At 64.6% G+C, this 15,895-nt stretch carries 11 protein-coding genes; 9 read left to right on the forward strand and 2 right to left on the reverse strand.

The features are described 5' to 3' along the window. Positions 1-66: 66 nt before the first annotated feature. Positions 67-1,272 carry an MFS transporter gene (locus GSE44_RS18725; RefSeq protein WP_159350357.1) on the reverse strand — a complete coding sequence of 402 codons (1,206 nt, stop codon included), beginning with the start codon at positions 1,270-1,272 and terminating at the stop codon, positions 67-69. Between the two features lie 313 nt (positions 1,273-1,585). Here GSE44_RS18725 and GSE44_RS18730 point away from each other — a divergent pair, with 313 nt between their 5' ends. Together GSE44_RS18730 and GSE44_RS18735 are read left to right on the forward strand one after the other, a co-directional pair. Next, positions 1,586-3,172 (forward strand): ABC transporter substrate-binding protein, encoded by a 1,587-nt coding sequence (locus GSE44_RS18730; protein ID WP_159350358.1) that lies wholly within the window; start codon positions 1,586-1,588, stop codon positions 3,170-3,172. A gap of 76 nt (positions 3,173-3,248) precedes the next feature. Beyond that, the gene (locus tag GSE44_RS18735) at positions 3,249-4,406 is read left to right on the forward strand and encodes a M20 aminoacylase family protein (RefSeq protein ID WP_159350359.1); all 1,158 of its coding nucleotides are present in this window, start codon (positions 3,249-3,251) and stop codon (positions 4,404-4,406) included. Between the two features lie 161 nt (positions 4,407-4,567). On the opposite strand, the gene GSE44_RS18740 is transcribed toward GSE44_RS18735, so the two are convergent. Then, entirely contained in the window at positions 4,568-7,216 is a 2,649-nt protein-coding gene (locus tag GSE44_RS18740) for a beta strand repeat-containing protein (RefSeq protein ID WP_159350360.1), read from the reverse strand. A 564-nt stretch (positions 7,217-7,780) separates the two neighbouring features. On the opposite strand from GSE44_RS18740, the gene GSE44_RS18745 reads away from it, so the two are divergent. The 7 genes from GSE44_RS18745 (at position 7,781) to GSE44_RS18775 (ending at position 15,767) form a co-directional block, all read left to right on the forward strand. After that, positions 7,781-9,550 carry an IlvD/Edd family dehydratase gene (locus tag GSE44_RS18745; protein ID WP_159350361.1) on the forward strand — a complete coding sequence of 590 codons (1,770 nt, stop codon included), beginning with the start codon at positions 7,781-7,783 and terminating at the stop codon, positions 9,548-9,550. Between the two features lie 15 nt (positions 9,551-9,565). Then, complete coding sequence (locus GSE44_RS18750; RefSeq protein ID WP_159350362.1) at positions 9,566-10,510, forward strand: sugar kinase; 945 nt, start codon at positions 9,566-9,568, stop codon at positions 10,508-10,510. Next, entirely contained in the window at positions 10,507-11,139 is a 633-nt protein-coding gene (gene eda / locus GSE44_RS18755) for a bifunctional 4-hydroxy-2-oxoglutarate aldolase/2-dehydro-3-deoxy-phosphogluconate aldolase (protein ID WP_159350363.1), read from the forward strand. Before GSE44_RS18750 ends, eda begins: the two co-directional genes overlap by 4 nt. Before the next feature lie 334 nt (positions 11,140-11,473). Beyond that, a complete protein-coding gene (locus GSE44_RS18760) occupies positions 11,474-12,541 on the forward strand; it encodes an ABC transporter ATP-binding protein (RefSeq protein WP_159350364.1) in 1,068 nt (355 codons plus the stop codon). Between the two features lie 42 nt (positions 12,542-12,583). Beyond that, the gene (locus GSE44_RS18765) at positions 12,584-13,912 is read left to right on the forward strand and encodes an ABC transporter substrate-binding protein (RefSeq protein ID WP_159350365.1); all 1,329 of its coding nucleotides are present in this window, start codon (positions 12,584-12,586) and stop codon (positions 13,910-13,912) included. A 27-nt stretch (positions 13,913-13,939) separates the two neighbouring features. Then, the gene (locus GSE44_RS18770; RefSeq protein WP_159350366.1) at positions 13,940-14,902 is read left to right on the forward strand and encodes a carbohydrate ABC transporter permease; all 963 of its coding nucleotides are present in this window, start codon (positions 13,940-13,942) and stop codon (positions 14,900-14,902) included. Next, positions 14,895-15,767, forward strand: a complete 873-nt coding sequence (locus GSE44_RS18775) for a carbohydrate ABC transporter permease (protein WP_159350367.1) — start codon at positions 14,895-14,897, stop codon at positions 15,765-15,767. The genes GSE44_RS18770 and GSE44_RS18775 overlap by 8 nt, the downstream gene beginning before the upstream one ends. Positions 15,768-15,895: the final 128 nt, after the last annotated feature.

The following is a 15,895-nucleotide window of genomic DNA, read 5'->3' on the forward strand; positions in this document are numbered from 1 at the left end:
AAGCCGTCGCGTCTGGCCACTCGCCGTCCGCGTATGCCCCGGAGCGGCCGCGTGGCTCGAGCGCGGCTATCGTGCCAGCAGCGCCGGCTTGGCGCGCAGCCGAAGCACAAGCCAAACCGCGATGGACAGGTTGAGCAGGTTCCAGGCGATGCCGTTCACCATTGCCAGCCGGTAGCTCGCGGTAGCGTCGAAGATGGCGCCCGAGAGCCAGCCGCCGAGGGCCATCCCGGCCAGGGTGGAAGACAGGACCAGGCTGACGCGCAGCCCCGCCTCGGCCGGCGGGAAGAACTGCCGGACCATGACGGCGTAGCTAGGCACGATCCCGCCCTGGAAAAGGCCGAAGATGGCCGACAGGATGTAGAGCGAGCCAAGGCTGTCGAACTGGAGGAACAGCGCCAGCGCCACGGCCTGCAAGGCTGAGCCCAGCAGCAGCATGATGGGCGCCCCCACCCGGTCCGTGATTCCGCCAGAGACAAGGCGGCTGATGACGCCGAAGCCCAGCATGAGCGACAGCATTTCGGCTCCGCGCGCCGGACCGTAGCCGAGATCGCCGCAATAGGCGACGATATGCACCTGCGGCATCGCCATCGCGACGCAGCAGGCAACGCCCGCGATCATGAGCAGGGCTTGCAGCGCACCGGGCGAGAGCCCGAGCTGTGCCAGCCCCCCTTTCGTCAGCGCCGCGGCTCCGGCGGCCTGCACCGGCGGCGGACGGCGAAGAGCGAGGGCCAGAGGCAGCATCGTTGCGACGCAGAACAGGCCGATGCCGATATGCGTCGTGCGCCAACCGTAGGTCGCAATGAACTGCTGCAGGATTGGTGGCCAGATGGCGCCCGCGAAGTAATTGCCGCTGGCACAGAGTGCCACCGCGATGCCGCGCCTGCGGACGAACCAGAGGGAGGTATCCGCCACAAGAGGGCCGAAGACGGCACAGCTGCCTAGGCCGCCGATGAAAAGCGCGTAGAGCGCCGCGAACTGCCAGAGATCGGCGGCGAAGGCAGTCGCCAGATATCCTGTGCCCAGCGCCAGCGTGCCGATCACAACGGGTAGGACGACGCCGAAGCGGTCGGCGACACGTCCCATGAGCACGCCGCCCAGCATGAAGGCCAGCATCGTCAGCGTGTAAGGCAGCGAGGCTCCGGCCCGCGCAACGTTGAACTCCGCTTGCACGGTGGGCAGCGCGACCACGATGGACCAGAGACCGATGCCGCCGATAGCGGAGAGAAGGACCGAGGCCAGCAGCCGCCACCACGCATAGGTGGAGTCCGTCATGCTCTCTTTCGCCACAGCCCAAACCCCTCCCGCCCGGCAAGTCGTTCATCGATGCAGGACGCGCATCTTGCGCCTCCGGGCTGTCACCAGCGATGATCAGCCCTCCAGCCGGAACGAAGCCGCCCCTTGGTTAGCACAGGTTGGCGGATCCGGTGAGGCCGGCCCCGGCCTCGAACCGAAGCCGAAGCGGCACGGCATTTGGTGCAAGGGTCCTTGTCGCCCGGCGTGCGGCAGGCTTTGGTAGGGGCCGAAACGGGCGCGTCAGACGCCCCGCGCCAGTCCTGGTTCCCGCCCTGGAGAAGACAGGTCCGCCATGCTTCGACGCACCCTGCTGACCGGCGCCGCCGCAGCAACCATCCTGCCACGCCCCTCGCTCGGGCAGTCCCAAGGCAACTCGGTCCTGAAATACGTGCCGCAGAGCGATCTGACGGTCGTCGACCCGGTGCTGACCACCGCCTATATCACCCGCACCCATGGGCTGATGATCTGGGATCAGCTCTATGGTCTGGATGCCGATTTGCGCCCGCAGCCGCAGATGGTCGAGGGGCACAGGGTTGAAGATGATGGCCGGCGCTGGACCTTCCGGCTCCGCGAAGGGCTGCAATTCCACGACGGCGAACCGGTGCGAGGGCGCGACTGCGTGGCCTCGATCCGGCGCTGGACGCAGCGGGACTCGCTCGGCCAAGCGCTGTTGGCGCGGATGGACGAGATCAGCGCCCCCGATGACCGCAGCTTCGTCATCCGGCTGAAGCGGCCCTACGGCGCCATGCTGGACACGCTGGCGAAGGTCGGGCCCCCTGCCCTGCTCATTATGCCCGAGCGCTTGGCACAAACCGAGGCCACAAGGGCCGTTACTGAGATGATCGGCAGCGGTCCTTTCAGATGGAAGGCCGATGAGCGCGTGGTCGGCGCCCGGGCGGTCTATGAGAGATTTGCCGGATACAGGCCGCGCGAGGGCGGCAGCCTCTCGAGCTGGGCTGCAGGGCCCAAGCGCGCGCATTTTGACCGTGTCGAATGGCATGTCATGCCGGATCCCGGCACGGCCGCCTCCGCCCTGTCGCATGGCGAGGTCGACTGGTGGGAGAACCCGACCAATGACCTCCTTCCGGTACTGGAGCGCAGCCGCCAGATCGCGACACAGCTTGCGACGCCGCTCGGAACCATGGGCACCGGCATCTTCAACCACCTGCATCCGCCCTTCGACAAGGCCGCGGTGCGCCGGGTTGTGCTGGAGGCAATGAGCCAGGAGGATTCAATGATCGCCGCGGCGGGCACTGATCCCAGCCTCTACGCGACGGGCGTCGGCATCTTCACGCCGAACACCCCGATGGCAAATGCGGCCTCCATCGAGGCGATAACGAAGAAGCGGGCTATGGAAGCCTCGAAGCAGGCGCTCATGGCCGCTGGCTACAAGGGCGAGCGGGTGATCCTGATGATCCCCTCCGACCAGCCGGTGCTGGCGGCGCTCGGTGAAGTCTGCCTGGATACGCTGAAGAAGATCGGCATGAATGTCGAACCAGCCGTGTCCGACTGGGGCACGCTGGTGCAGCGGCGCGCCAGCAAGGCGCCGCCGGACCAGGGTGGCTGGAGCATGTTCAACACGACCTGGGCGGGCCTCGACATGATCAACCCCGTTGTGCAGCAGGTACTTCGCTGCAACGGCGACAAGGGATTCTTCGGCTGGGCGGACATCCCGCGCATCGAGCAGCTCCGCGAGGCCTGGCTGGACGCGCCGGATGTCGAGGCGCAGGAAAAGGCGGCTGCCGAGATTCAGGCCGTGGCAATGCAGGAGGTGCCCTACGTGCCCACCGGCCAGTATTTCTACAAGACCGCTTTCCGCCGGCGTCTCTCGGATGTGCCGAAGGGACTGTTCGTCTTCTGGGACGTTCGCGCCGCCTGACCTGACCTGGTGCCGGGCAAGCCTGCCCGGCGCTCCCTGCCGCCACTCGGGCGGTGCTGCCCTGCCGGAGACCACGATGTCCGCGTTCGAGCATATCAGCCGCTATCATGACGAGCTCACCACCATTCGGCAGGACCTGCATGCCCATCCCGAGCTGGGAATGGAGGAGCACCGCACGGCTGGTATCGTCGCGGAGCAGCTAGAAGCGATGGGCATTGAGGTGCATCGGGGCGTTGGTCGGACCGGCGTCGTCGGCGTGCTACGCAATGGCAGCGGCACTGGTTCCGTCGGGCTTCGCGCCGACATGGATGCGCTGCCGCTGGAGGAGTTGACCAACCTCCCGTATTCGAGCCGCAATCCGGGCCGCATGCATGCCTGCGGCCATGACGGGCACACCACGATGCTGCTGGGCGCGGCGCGCTACCTGGCGGAGACGCGCGCCTTCAGCGGAACCGTGAACTTTATCTTCCAGCCGGGTGAGGAAGGCTGCGGCGGGGCGTTGGCCATGCTGGAGGACGGGCTGCTGGATCGCTTCCCCTGCGACAAGCTCTACGGGATGCACAACGCCACGGCACTCGACGTCGGGAAATATGCCATCGGCAGCGGACCCTTCATGGCCGGTGGCGCCTTCTTTGACATCATGATCGAGGGGCGCGGCGCGCATGGCGCGCGCCCGGAGGTAAGCGTCGATCCGGTGCTGACGGCCTTCCATATCGGCTCGGCGCTGCAGTCGATCGTCGCGCGCAACCTCTCTCCGCGCGAGACGGCGGTCGTCAGCGTCACCAAGGTCGTTGCGGGCGACGCCTACAACGTGATCCCGCAAAGCGCCACGCTCTCCGGCACCGCGCGCTTCTTCAGCAAGGAGGTGGCGCAGGAGATCGAGGTGGCGATGAGGCGCGTCGTGGAAGGGGTCGCTGCGGGCTTCGGTGCGACGGCACGCCTCGACTTCCGGCTGATCTTCGCGCCTACCATCAACCATCCGGAGCGCGCGACGGAGCTGGCCGATGCGGCGGCGGACCTGGTGGGCGAGGACTTGGTCAATCGCAACCGCCCGCCCGTGATGGGTTCGGAAGACTTCAGCTTCATGCTGGAGAAGGTGCCGGGTGCCTATATCCATGTCGGCAACGGTCCCGGCGCCCAGGCGCACAATCCGCACTATAACTTCAACGATTCCGCAATCCCCTATGGTGCCGCCCTCTATGCCCGCATCGTGGAGCGGATGTTGCCTGGGTGAGGTGACGCGGCGGCGGCATTCCCTCGGGATGCCGCCATGCATCTCCTCCAGCACGGCTGGCGACCGGCCAGTGGCTTGCCCATCAAATCCCCAGGCCAGTCCTGCGCCGCTCGAAACTCGCCTCCTCCAGCGGCAGCCCTGATCAGACAGCCCTGATGCGCTCAGGCGGCCGGGCTCGCTGTGAGAAGGGATTGACGCCGCTCCATCGTTCCGGAGACGATCACCGTTATGCGTTCGTCAAAGGACGCGACCATGCCGTCGGAAGCAGTGACGGTGAACTGCGCAAGTTCGCTCTTCCCTGCTGGAACGCGTCCGTCGGCCGGATCGAAAACCATGGCGCGCAACGCCTTCTGGGCCTCGTCGGGGCTGCCCGAGAAAGCGTAGAGACCATTGCCGTTATCGGTAAAGCCGCCGAGTGAGGCGAAGCTGCCCTTCGCCGGGTCATCCAGCTGTACTGTCACGCTTGTCTTGGCGCCGCGGTCCGGATCATTGACCGTCGCACCTGCGAAAGGCTTGACCGTCCGGTCGTCCGCGACGGCCCTCACCGCGTCCGCCGTCAGAAGCGGTGCCGTGTTCCCGGCCTTGGTTGAAGGTGCCGCCGCCGCCGCGCTGGTGCCTCCCCGCAAATGCGGCGCGACCGTCGGGTCAAGCGATGGATACAGGGCAGACGCCGCGCCGCCCGTAAAGCTGTAAGTGCCATTCTCGACGCCAGGGAAGCCGGCATCTGCAAGGGAGACACCCTGGACCCTGCTGCTCACCGCGAACCCATCCGTCCCGATCTGCCCCGCCTCAGGACTAACAAGAGAGGTGCTCGCGAATGGCATCGTGACCATTTGCTCGCTCCTCGTCTTGTTTGCTGCGACATCGGACGAGACCGGCGCCGTGTGAGTCGCGCTGGGTGCGGCGCCCGACGTGTTGCTGCTGAACTGGATCTCGATCGGCCGCGTGTTGGTGTAGTTGCCATAGACGCGCAGGACCTGCCCTCCGACCGCAGCCAGACCATCGTAGGAAACGCTGTAGGATTTCCGGCCGCCGCTTCCCAGGGGCCCGTACCTTCCATCCTGGAGGCCAGAGCCACTCAAGCTCGAATTGCCGGTCCCGGTTGTGTTCGCGTCGACCGTGCCCGAGATGGCAGCCGCACCGGACGCACCGAAATTGCCGATCGCGAAGGTCGTTGTGCCGGCAACGCCGGTCGTGAAGGTTACGCGGTAGGTCTGCACGCCGTTGACCATGCCGGCCAGCTTCAAGGGTTGGCCGGACACGCCGACGGCATCCAGGATGGCACCCTGGCCGAGCGTCACGTTCCGGTTTGCCGTCGCGCTGCCCTCGACGGCCGCCCTCCATGCTTCGATCGTCTTGTAATTGGTGCCCTTATAGCTCCAGGCAGAGCTGACATTGCCCGTGGCGGAATAGTAGTTGTTGCCTGAAATGGTGGCGATGCTGGATCCTGGGGAGACCGTCAGGAAGGAGTCCGGCGTCCCGGTGTAGACCAGGGAATTGCCGATGACGGTGGCGTTGTTGGCGTTGTAGATGGCCGAGCTTGCATCGCCGATATTGATGATGTCCGGGCTTAGATCTCCGGTCTGGTAGCTTGTGTTGTAGAGAAACTGAACGCCTGTGCCGCCCTTCTGGTACAGGCTCTTGGAACTCGTATGCGTGTCGGTGTTGTCGAAGACAAGCGTCTGCCCCGACATTCCCTTCATCACATAGGCGAGGCTCGTGTAGTCCATGCTGTTGTCATAGACCTTGGCGCCCGTCTGCCAGCCGACCAGGATGCCGTGCAGCTTCGCTGATTCCGCTCCCTGGTCGCCGAAGCCGCTATTCCCGTAGATCTGAAAGTTGTTCGCATAATTGCGCACAGAGTCGCCTGGATCGGAGTCGGCACCCACCAGGATGATCTTGCCGGCACCGCCGTCGATATAGTTCCGCAGCGTGTTATAGCGGATGATGCCGCCGGACACGTTGAAGGGATTCAGCCTATCGTAGGTCACCAGCACCGTAGAGCCGATCTGGTCGACGGACGTGCCGTTCTGTGTGATGTTGTTGTTCTCGATCAGCGGCGCTGCCACGTCGGTGAGGCGGATTCCATAGTAAAGGCCTGCGCCATTGCCCGTCGCGCTGGTGCCGGTCGCCGTCAGGTTGGCGACGACCCCGGATATGCTCGCAGAAACGCCTGCGGCGTTCGCGTTGACGGTGGCGATTCCTCCGAAGCCCGAGCGCCAGGCACTCGCGATATTCACGGATCCGCCCTGGATGGTGACGCCACCGGCGAGCATTGATGATACATTCAGCATCGAAAGCGCGCTGCTTGCGCTGAACTGAACATTATTAAGGCTGATCCGCGCGCGGGTACCGCTGCTCGTTCCCTGAATGCCGTAGCTCGTCGGATTCAACAGCCGTGTGCCATCAAGCCGGATGCCGTAGGTGGAGGCTTGGCTGTTGAGCGTGATTAGTGACGTGGTGCCATTGGCACCGTCGATGTTGATCTTGCCGAATGTGACGGTCCCGGCCTGGTCCTCGGAAATGCCAACAACACGCGACTGGCCCGCGACGCCACGGATGGTGGCACCGTAATCCCTTACACCCATCCAAGAAACAGAGTTGCTGATCTCCAGGGTCTTGGCCGGTGCATAGACGCCATCCGACGGTGAATAGATGCCGTCATTCAGATAAACCGTGTCGCCGTTCGCGGCTGCCATCCTGGCACGTCCGATTGTCGCCCAGGGACGTTCCCGTGAGCCGTTCCCGGTCTGGTCATTTCCCGCGGCAATGCCGTTCGCCGCTGTGGCAGACACGTAGAAACTGCTCATTTGTCGTCCCCTGACAGTGAGTGCTCGTTCTTCTCAACAGAACGTACGCAGGTTCAGCGAAAGGGATCCGCAACGGGTACGTCATTGTAACAATCCGCAGGGATTGACCCTCAACTACACGGGTGGTTTGTGCGACCGCTCTTCGGCGTCGTCGAAATGATACACCGGTGACGGAGGGGCGCGCCCTTCCCTGCCACTCAATATCGGCACCGCCTTCTGGAGGATCATTACTGCTGCCACATGGCAGTTCCTTAACCTCGGATAAGGTCCGGGCGAGCTGGTCCTAATTCTCCCGCGCAGGCGCATCCCCACCTCAGGCTGCGGCCTCGCCCAGGACTTTATTGCCTGCGCAGATGGCTTGCGCCGCTCGCAGGTAACCAGTTTTCGCTGCGCCGCACACAAAGTTCTGCGTTATGGGCTTCGTAGGATATGACAGTGTGTCGGTCCTTACCCGGCCGTTGACGCGAAGAGCGGCAACAGCTTAGACCGAGCATCTTGGATCAGGCTGGCGCAGGTACTGATCCAGCCCGCAGGAACGTCCGTACAAAAGGATCGAGCAGCGACATGGGCAAGCTACGCAGCCAAGCCTGGTTCGACGATCCCCACGATCCTGACATGACGGCTCTCTACCTCGAGCGCTACCTGAATTTCGGCCTGACCCGAGGTGAGCTGCAGTCGGGCCGTCCAATTATCGGCATTGCCCAGACCGGCAGCGATCTTGCTCCCTGCAATCGTCACCATCTTGCCCTGGCAGAGCGGGTCAAGGCCGGCATCCGCGATGCAGGCGGCATCCCGCTGGAGTTCCCCTGCCATCCCATCCAGGAAACGGGCAAGCGTCCCACTGCGGCCCTGGACCGAAACCTCGCCTACCTGTCGCTGGTGGAGGTGCTCTACGGCTATCCCCTGGATGGGGTCGTGCTCACCACCGGGTGCGACAAGACCACGCCGGCCCTGCTGATGGGCGCTGCTACGGTGAATATCCCAGCGATCGTGCTCTCGGGCGGACCGATGCTGGATGGGCACTACAAGGGGCGCCTGGCCGGCAGCGGCACGATCATCTGGGAATCGCGCCGCCGCCTGGCCACCGGCGAGATCGGGTACGAGGAGTTCATGCGGATCGCGGCCGCGTCGGCCCCGAGCGTGGGCCATTGCAACACCATGGGCACCGCGCTGTCGATGAACTCCCTGGCCGAGGCGCTGGGCATGAGCCTGCCCGGCTGCGCTTCGATTCCGGCGCCCTACCGGGAACGTGGCCAGATGGCCTACGACACGGGGCATCGCATCATCGGCATGGTCCATGAAGACCTGACACCGCGCCGGGTGATGACGAAGCCAGCCTTCGAAAACGCTATCATGGTGGCGTCGGCCCTTGGTGCCTCCACCAACTGCCCGCCGCATCTCATCGCCATAGCACGACATGTCGGCGTGGAGCTGAGCCTCGACGACTGGCAACGTGTCGGACATTCGCTGCCGCTGCTAGTCAACTGCCAGCCGGCCGGCGCCTATCTGGGAGAGGCATTCCATCGCGCGGGCGGCGTGCCTGCGGTGATGCGGGAGCTCCTCGACGCGGGCGTTTTGCACGGCGAGGTCGTGGGCGTGAGTGGCCGCTCCCTCACGGACAGCTTGGCCGCTGTCGCTGTTGAGGATCGGGATGTGATCCGTCCTTTTTCTGCCCCGCTGATGCCGGAGGCAGGCATGCTCGTACTGCGCGGCAACCTGTTCGATTCAGGGATCATGAAGACCAGCGTCATCTCCCGCGAGTTCCACGCCCGGTATCTTTCAAATCCCTCGGATCCCGACGCCTTCGAGGGAAGAGCCATCGTGTTCGAGGGACCCGAGGACTACCATGCGCGGATCAACGATCCGGCGCTCGAGATCGACGAGTATTGCATCCTGGTCATCCGTGGTTGCGGCCCGGTTGGTTACCCCGGCTCGGCGGAGGTGGTGAACATGCAGCCGCCAGACGCGCTCATTCGGAATGGGGTTACCGCCCTCCCCTGCATCGGCGATGGCCGTCAGAGCGGTACCTCGGCCAGTCCGTCGATCCTCAATGTCTCCCCGGAAGCCGCCGTGGGCGGTGGCCTCGCCCTGCTACGGACGGGGGACCGGGTGCGCTTCGACCTGCGGCAGCGGCGCGTGGACCTGCTGCTCACGGAGGAAGAGATGGCGGAACGCAGGGCCGCGCTGAAGCCGTACGAGCTCCGGAACCAGACGCCCTGGCAGCAGCTCTACCGTGAGCGGGTCGGGCAGCTTTCCGATGGCGCCTGCATGGACTTTGCCACGGCCTACCAGGATGTCGCCAATGAGGCTGGTTTTCCGAGGCATTCTCACTGAGCAGCTGGAGCGTCCATGCCTCGCGTCATCTGCGTCGGCGAATGCATGATTGAGTTGCGAGAGCGCCCAGACGGGCTGCTCTCTCGCGGCTTTGGCGGAGACACGCTGAACACGGCCGTCTATCTCGCCCGCCTGGGCACAGCCGTGGAGTACGCGACGGCCCTCGGGAATGACCCGCATAGCGAGGAGATGCTGCGCGCCTGGGAGGCAGAGGGGGTGGGAACCTCCCTCGTCCTGCGCATCGCTGGCCAGTTGCCGGGCCTGTACCTGATCCAGACCGATCAGGAAGGTGAAAGGCGCTTCTCCTACTGGCGCGACCATTCTCCCGTACGCCGCCTTTTCGACCTGCCGGATACGCCGCGGATTGAAACAGCCTTAGCCGCCGCGGATGTGCTCTACCTGTCTGGAATTACCTTGTCGCTCTTCCCTGGAAGTTCGCGCGAGCGGTTGTTCGGTCTTCTTGAAGCGGTTCGGATGCGGGGCGGTCAGGTCGTGTTCGACACCAACTTCCGCCCGCGCGGCTGGCCGGACCGTGACGAAGCCCGGGTTGCCTTCGGGCGGGCGCTCAAGCTCAGCCACACTGTGCTGGCCGGTGTTGAGGACTTTGCCTTGCTCGAAACCGAATGCACTGCAGACCAACTGTTGCGGCGTCTGCGCGATGCGGGCGTGGTGGAGGCGGTGGTGAAGCTGGATGAGCCCGGGGCCATCGTGTTGTCCGGAGAGAGCGAGGCGATGGTGCCCGTGCCTGAGGCGGTGACGCCGGTAGACACTACGGCGGCAGGGGACAGCTTCGCCGCCGCGTTCCTCGCGGCGCGCCTGTCCGGCGCCTCGCCCAGGGCGGCCGTCCTGGCCGGGCATCGCCTTGCGGGCACTGTGATCCGCCATCCCGGCGCGATCATCCCCCGCGATGCCATGCCGACAGACCTTTCCGCGCCCCAGGGCGCCCCGGTGACCCCATGACGCGGTCGCCCGCCGATCTCCTGCGCGCGGCGCGCATCGTGCCGGTACTGACCATCCAGGACGTGACGACGGCAGTTCCGCTAGCCCGGGCCCTGGTCGCGGGTGGCGTGCATATGCTGGAGGTCACGCTGCGGACCAGGGCAGGCGCTGATGCGGCCAAGGCGATCATGGAGGAAGTGCCGGAAGCGTTGGTCGGATTGGGAACGGTGCTGACCCAAGGCGACCTCGACCTCGCCTGTCGCTTGGGCGTGCAGTTTGCCTTCTCCCCTGGCGCCACGCCGGAGTTGTTGGACGCTGCGGCCGAGGCGGGCATCCCCTTCGTGCCAGGCGTTGCTACCGCTTCGGAGCTGATGACAGCAATGGCGCGGGGCTTCTCAACCGTGAAGCTGTTCCCCGCCGCACAGCTCGGCGGTATAGCCGCGCTACGCGCCCTCGGCGCCCCCTTTCCCGATGCACGCTTCTGCCCCACCGGTGGCATCAGCGAGACGGAGGCCCGAGACTACCTTGCCCTTCCCAATGTGCTGGCGGTGGGTGGTTCCTGGCTGGCCCCGGCTGCCAAGGTAGCGGCTGGCGAGTGGGGCGTCATCGAGACCCTTGCACGGCGGGCGATGGCCGGGCTCGCATCCTGAGGGGTTGGCCGCTGCCGCATTGCAAACGATGCGCGGGCGGCAGGACGAAGGACTCGCGGCACCTTTGCCCGCCTGGCCCTGCCGCGCCGTTATCCATCCCGTAGCTGGCCGCCGCATTCGGCCACACCCGCCGGATAGCGCAGGTCGGCGCGAGTTCCCAGGTCTGCGGCGCCACCCTCCAGTCCCGGGACGCAGAACGACCTCCGGGCGCTCAGTCCGCAAACCTTGTTGCATTCGCTCTCTCGGCCTGCGTAGGCTCAGCGGAACAACGGGAGGCGGATGTCATGGGAAGCCAGCATGTGCGCCCTCGCGTGCCGGGCTAGCAGGCAGGTCCATGGCTGCAGTTGAGATACGGGACGTCCGCAAGAGCTTCGGCGGCACTCCCATCCTTCATGGCATAGACCTGGACATCGCTGACGGCGAGTTCTGCGTCCTTGTGGGCCCATCAGGTTGCGGAAAATCCACGCTTCTGCGGATGATCGCAGGCCTGGAGAACATATCCGGCGGAGAGATCGCGATCGGTGGTAAGGTCGTGAACAACGTGCCCCCGAAGGACCGGGACATCGCCATGGTGTTCCAGAACTACGCGCTCTACCCCCACATGACAGTCCGCGAGAACATGGCCTTCTCGCTGCGTCTCGCGAAGGCGCCCAAAGCGGTCGTCGAGGCCGAGACGAGCCGCGCGAGTCGCATCCTGGGACTGGACACACTTCTGGATCGCTACCCCCGCCAGCTTTCGGGCGGGCAGCGGCAACGCGTCGCCATGGGCCGCGCCATTGTGCGGCACCCCCAGGTTTTCCTCTTCGACGAGCCACTCTCCAACCTTGATGCAAAGCTCCGCGTCCAGATGCGGGGCGAGATCAAGGACTTGCACCAGCGGCTCCGCACGACGACGGTCTACGTCACGCATGACCAGATCGAGGCGATGACGATGGCCGACAAAATCGTGGTCATGCAGGGCGGTCGGGTGGAGCAGATCGGCACACCGCTGGAGCTCTATGACCACCCGGCCAATCTCTTCGTCGCCGGCTTCATTGGCAGCCCCGCCATGAACCTGCTGCGCGGCCAGGTTCAAGGCGGCGGCTTCCGCTTACCGGGCACCAGCCCGACGTCGGACATCGTGTTTCCCCTGCCCGAGCCAGTGGCGGACGGGAAGCCCGCGGTCTACGGCATCCGCCCGGAGCATCTTCGCCTCTCGGACAGCGGCATTCCCGTGACCATTCAGCTCGTGGAACCCACCGGCTCGGAGACAATGGTCACGGCCCGGTTGGGCAATGCCACGCTGGTCGGGGCGTTCCGCGAGCGCGTATCGGCCAAAGTTGGCGACACGCTGCGGATCATGCCGGACCCGGCCCTCGCTCATCTGTTCAGCGAAGAGACGGGGATGCGGCTGACGAGCTGAAGACCACTCGGCAAACAAGAACATCCCGGGAGGAAACGAAGAATGGATCTGTTCACGCGGCGCGGTACGCTTGCACTCGGCGCCGGTGCCCTTGCGACCACTGCTGTCGGACCTCGCGGCACTCGCGCGGCCATTCCCACGGCCAATGTCTCGCCGCCGCAGACGCGCATCGAGAATGGCGCGACCCTGCGCGTGCTGCGCCCAACCAAATTCGTGGATGCCGACGAGACGGTCTTCCGCGAGAACACCGCAAAGTTCACTGCCCAGACGGGCGTCCAGGTGCGCGCCGATTTCGCTGGCTGGGAGGACCTGCGGCCGCAGACGGCAGTGGCAGCCAACACCGGCGCAGGCCCGGATGTGGTCGTGGGCTGGGCGGATGATCCGCACATCTATTCCGACAAGCTGCTGGACCTGTCCGAGCTCGCGAATTACCTTGGCCAGAAGTATGGTGGGTGGCTCGCCCTGCCCCAGCGCTTCGGCAAGAAGTGGGGCAGCGAGCAGTGGATCGCCATTCCAATGGGCGGCACCGGCGCACCCTGTGTCTACCGCATCTCCTGGGCCAAGGAGGCCGGCTACGACAGCATCCCGACGGACCACGATGGATTCCTGAAGCTCTGCCAGGGGCTTAAGCGCAATGGCCACCCGGCCGGCTTCGCACTTGGCAACGCCGTCGGCGACGGCAACGCCTATTGCAACTGGCTGCTCTGGTCACATGGCGGGATGGTGGTGGATGAGGCCGGCAAGGTCGCCATCAACAGCCCGCAGACGCTGCAGGCGCTGCGCTACGCCAAGGAACTGTATCAGACCTTCATCCCCGGCACCCTCTCCTGGGGCGACGTGAACAACAACCGCGCCTATGCGGCGGGCGAAGTCGGCCTGACCCAGAATGGCGTGTCCATGTACTTCTCCTTGAAGAACGACCCGCGCACCGCAGCCATCGCCGAGGATACGGGCATGATGCGCATGCCGACGGGGCCATCGGGCAAGATGGCGGAGAATGTTCTTCTGCTGAACGCCATGGTGTTCAAGCACACGCGCTACCCCAATGCCGCGAAGGAATACATCCGCTTTATGATGGAGGCGGAGCAGTATGATCCCTGGCTGACGGGATGCGGCGGGTACTGGGCGCACCCCCTCGCCGCCTATGCCGAAAGTGATGTCTGGAAGAGCGACCCGAAAATCGCGGTCTACCGTGATTCGAATACGGTCGAGTTCTGGTCAGGGTACAAGGGGCCCATCAGTGCTGCCTCCGGCTCCGTCGCCGCAGACTATGTCGTGGTCCAAATGTTTGCCGCGGCATCGTCAGGGCAATCCTCGCCCGAAGATGCCGTCCGTGATGCCGAGCGCCGGGCCCGCCGCTACTACCGCTAGACTCCCGGCCAGCGCAGGAAGGTCAGCATGTCCGAGGTCACCACTGCTGAAGTGCCCTGGAGCCCGAAGCGAGCCGCACCTGGTGCGATCGCCCGACTGCTGGACAGCAAGCCTGTTCTGATCTTCCTCTGCCTGCTGCCGGCAGTCGGGCTGCTGCTGACCTTCCTGACCTATCCGCTCGGCCTGGGCATTTGGCTCGCCTTTACGGACACCCATGTGGGCCGAGGCGGCATCTTCGTCGGGCTCGAGAACTTTGAATCGCTCTGGTACGATAACGTGTTCTGGGGAGCCGTGTTCTACACGGTCTTCTACACAACCGTTGCCACGGTCCTGAAGTTCGGACTGGGGCTTTGGCTGGCACTTCTGCTGAACGAGAACGTGCCGCTCAAGTCCCTGATCCGCGCCATCATCTTGATGCCTTGGATCGTGCCGACCGTCCTGTCGGCGATCACCTTCTGGTGGATCTACGACGCGCAGTTCTCGATCATCTCCTATGTGCTCGTGGACGTCCTGGGTTGGCGCACCACCTATATCGACTTCCTGGGCACGCCTTGGCATGCGCGATGGTCCCTCATTGCTGCGAATGTATGGCGCGGCATTCCCTTCGTAGCGATCTCGCTCCTGGCGGGGCTGCAGACCATCTCGCCTTCTCTTTACGAAGCGGCGCTCCTGGACGGAGCGTCGTCCTGGCAGCGCTTCCGCAAGATCACCGCCCCGCTGCTCATGCCGATCCTGGCTGTGGTGCTTACCTTCTCCGTGCTGTTCACCTTTACGGACTTCCAGCTGGTCTATGCCATCACGCGCGGAGGCCCGATTAACTCGACACATCTGATGGCGACACTGGCTTTCCAGCGCGGCATTCCCGGTGGACAGCTCGGCGAAGGCGCAGCGATCGCGGTCTCGATGATCCCATTCCTGATCTTCGCGACCTTGTTCAGCTACTTCGCCCTCGCCCGGCGCAAGTGGCAGCAGGGAGACGACAATGAATAGCTCCACAAGCGAAGGCGCGTTGCTCACCTGGCAGTCCGGCCCGCGGCGCGTCCTGACAGTCTATGTGCCGCTGGCCTGCTTCGTGTTCGTCCTGCTCTTCCCCTTCTACTGGATGACGATCACGACGTTCAAACCGAATGCGGAGCTCTACGACTACAAGACCTACAATCCATTTTGGGTGGTGCAGCCAACACTGGATAATATCAAGCGGCTGCTGTTCGAGACCTCCTACCCCCGATGGCTGATGACCACGATGCTGGTGGCGATCTGCTCGACGGTTCTGTCGATCTTCGCATCGGTCCTGGCCGCCAACGCTATCCAGCGACTGCGGTTCAAGGGCGCCAACTTGGTCGGGCTGGCCATCTACATTGCCTATCTTGTACCGCCATCCATCCTGTTCATCCCACTCGCGACGATGGTGTTCCAGCTGGGGCTTTTCGACAGCCCGGCGGCGCTGATCCTGACCTACCCGACCTTCCTGATCCCGTTCTGCACCTGGCTGCTGATCGGCTACTTCAGGTCCATCCCTTACGAGCTGGAGGAATGTGCGTTGATGGATGGTGCCTCACGGCTCCAGATCCTCCGCAGGATTACCCTTCCCCTTGCGGTTCCCGGCCTGATCAGCGCAGGGATCTTCTCTTTCACTCTGTCCTGGAACGAGTTCATCTATGCGCTTGCCTTCATCTCATCTTCCGAGAAGAAGACTGTGCCCGTCGCGATCCTGACAGAGTTGGTTCAGGGTGACGTGTACCAGTGGGGGTCGCTGATGGCGGGCTCCTTGCTGGGGTCATTGCCGGTCGCGATATTTTATTCGTTCTTCGTTGACTACTACGTCTCTTCGCTCACGGGAGCGGTGAAGGAGTGATGCTTGCGACCTTTGATCCATGCCGCCTGACGGGCTGACCCTCAAAGCGGCCACGACACTGCCCGCGGACGCCGCACGGGCGACCCTCGTGGGGCGGATCTGGCGGCCTGACGCGGATGGCCCATCCG

The sequence above is a fragment of the Muricoccus harenae genome (assembly GCF_009848505.1).
Lineage (GTDB): Bacteria > Pseudomonadota > Alphaproteobacteria > Acetobacterales > Acetobacteraceae > Roseomonas > Roseomonas harenae.

What these genes read in the sequence shown, in the direction of transcription:
- GSE44_RS18725 (WP_159350357.1), bottom strand. Translation starts at nt 1,272, where the DNA reads ATGACGGACTCCACCTATGCGTGGTGGCGGCTGCTGGCCTCGGTCCTT.
- GSE44_RS18730 (WP_159350358.1), top strand. Translation starts at nt 1,586, where the DNA reads ATGCTTCGACGCACCCTGCTGACCGGCGCCGCCGCAGCAACCATCCTG.
- GSE44_RS18735 (WP_159350359.1), top strand. Translation starts at nt 3,249, where the DNA reads ATGTCCGCGTTCGAGCATATCAGCCGCTATCATGACGAGCTCACCACC.
- GSE44_RS18740 (WP_159350360.1), bottom strand. Translation starts at nt 7,216, where the DNA reads ATGAGCAGTTTCTACGTGTCTGCCACAGCGGCGAACGGCATTGCCGCG.
- GSE44_RS18745 (WP_159350361.1), top strand. Translation starts at nt 7,781, where the DNA reads ATGGGCAAGCTACGCAGCCAAGCCTGGTTCGACGATCCCCACGATCCT.
- GSE44_RS18750 (WP_159350362.1), top strand. Translation starts at nt 9,566, where the DNA reads ATGCCTCGCGTCATCTGCGTCGGCGAATGCATGATTGAGTTGCGAGAG.
- eda (WP_159350363.1), top strand. Translation starts at nt 10,507, where the DNA reads ATGACGCGGTCGCCCGCCGATCTCCTGCGCGCGGCGCGCATCGTGCCG.
- GSE44_RS18760 (WP_159350364.1), top strand. Translation starts at nt 11,474, where the DNA reads ATGGCTGCAGTTGAGATACGGGACGTCCGCAAGAGCTTCGGCGGCACT.
- GSE44_RS18765 (WP_159350365.1), top strand. Translation starts at nt 12,584, where the DNA reads ATGGATCTGTTCACGCGGCGCGGTACGCTTGCACTCGGCGCCGGTGCC.
- GSE44_RS18770 (WP_159350366.1), top strand. Translation starts at nt 13,940, where the DNA reads ATGTCCGAGGTCACCACTGCTGAAGTGCCCTGGAGCCCGAAGCGAGCC.
- GSE44_RS18775 (WP_159350367.1), top strand. Translation starts at nt 14,895, where the DNA reads ATGAATAGCTCCACAAGCGAAGGCGCGTTGCTCACCTGGCAGTCCGGC.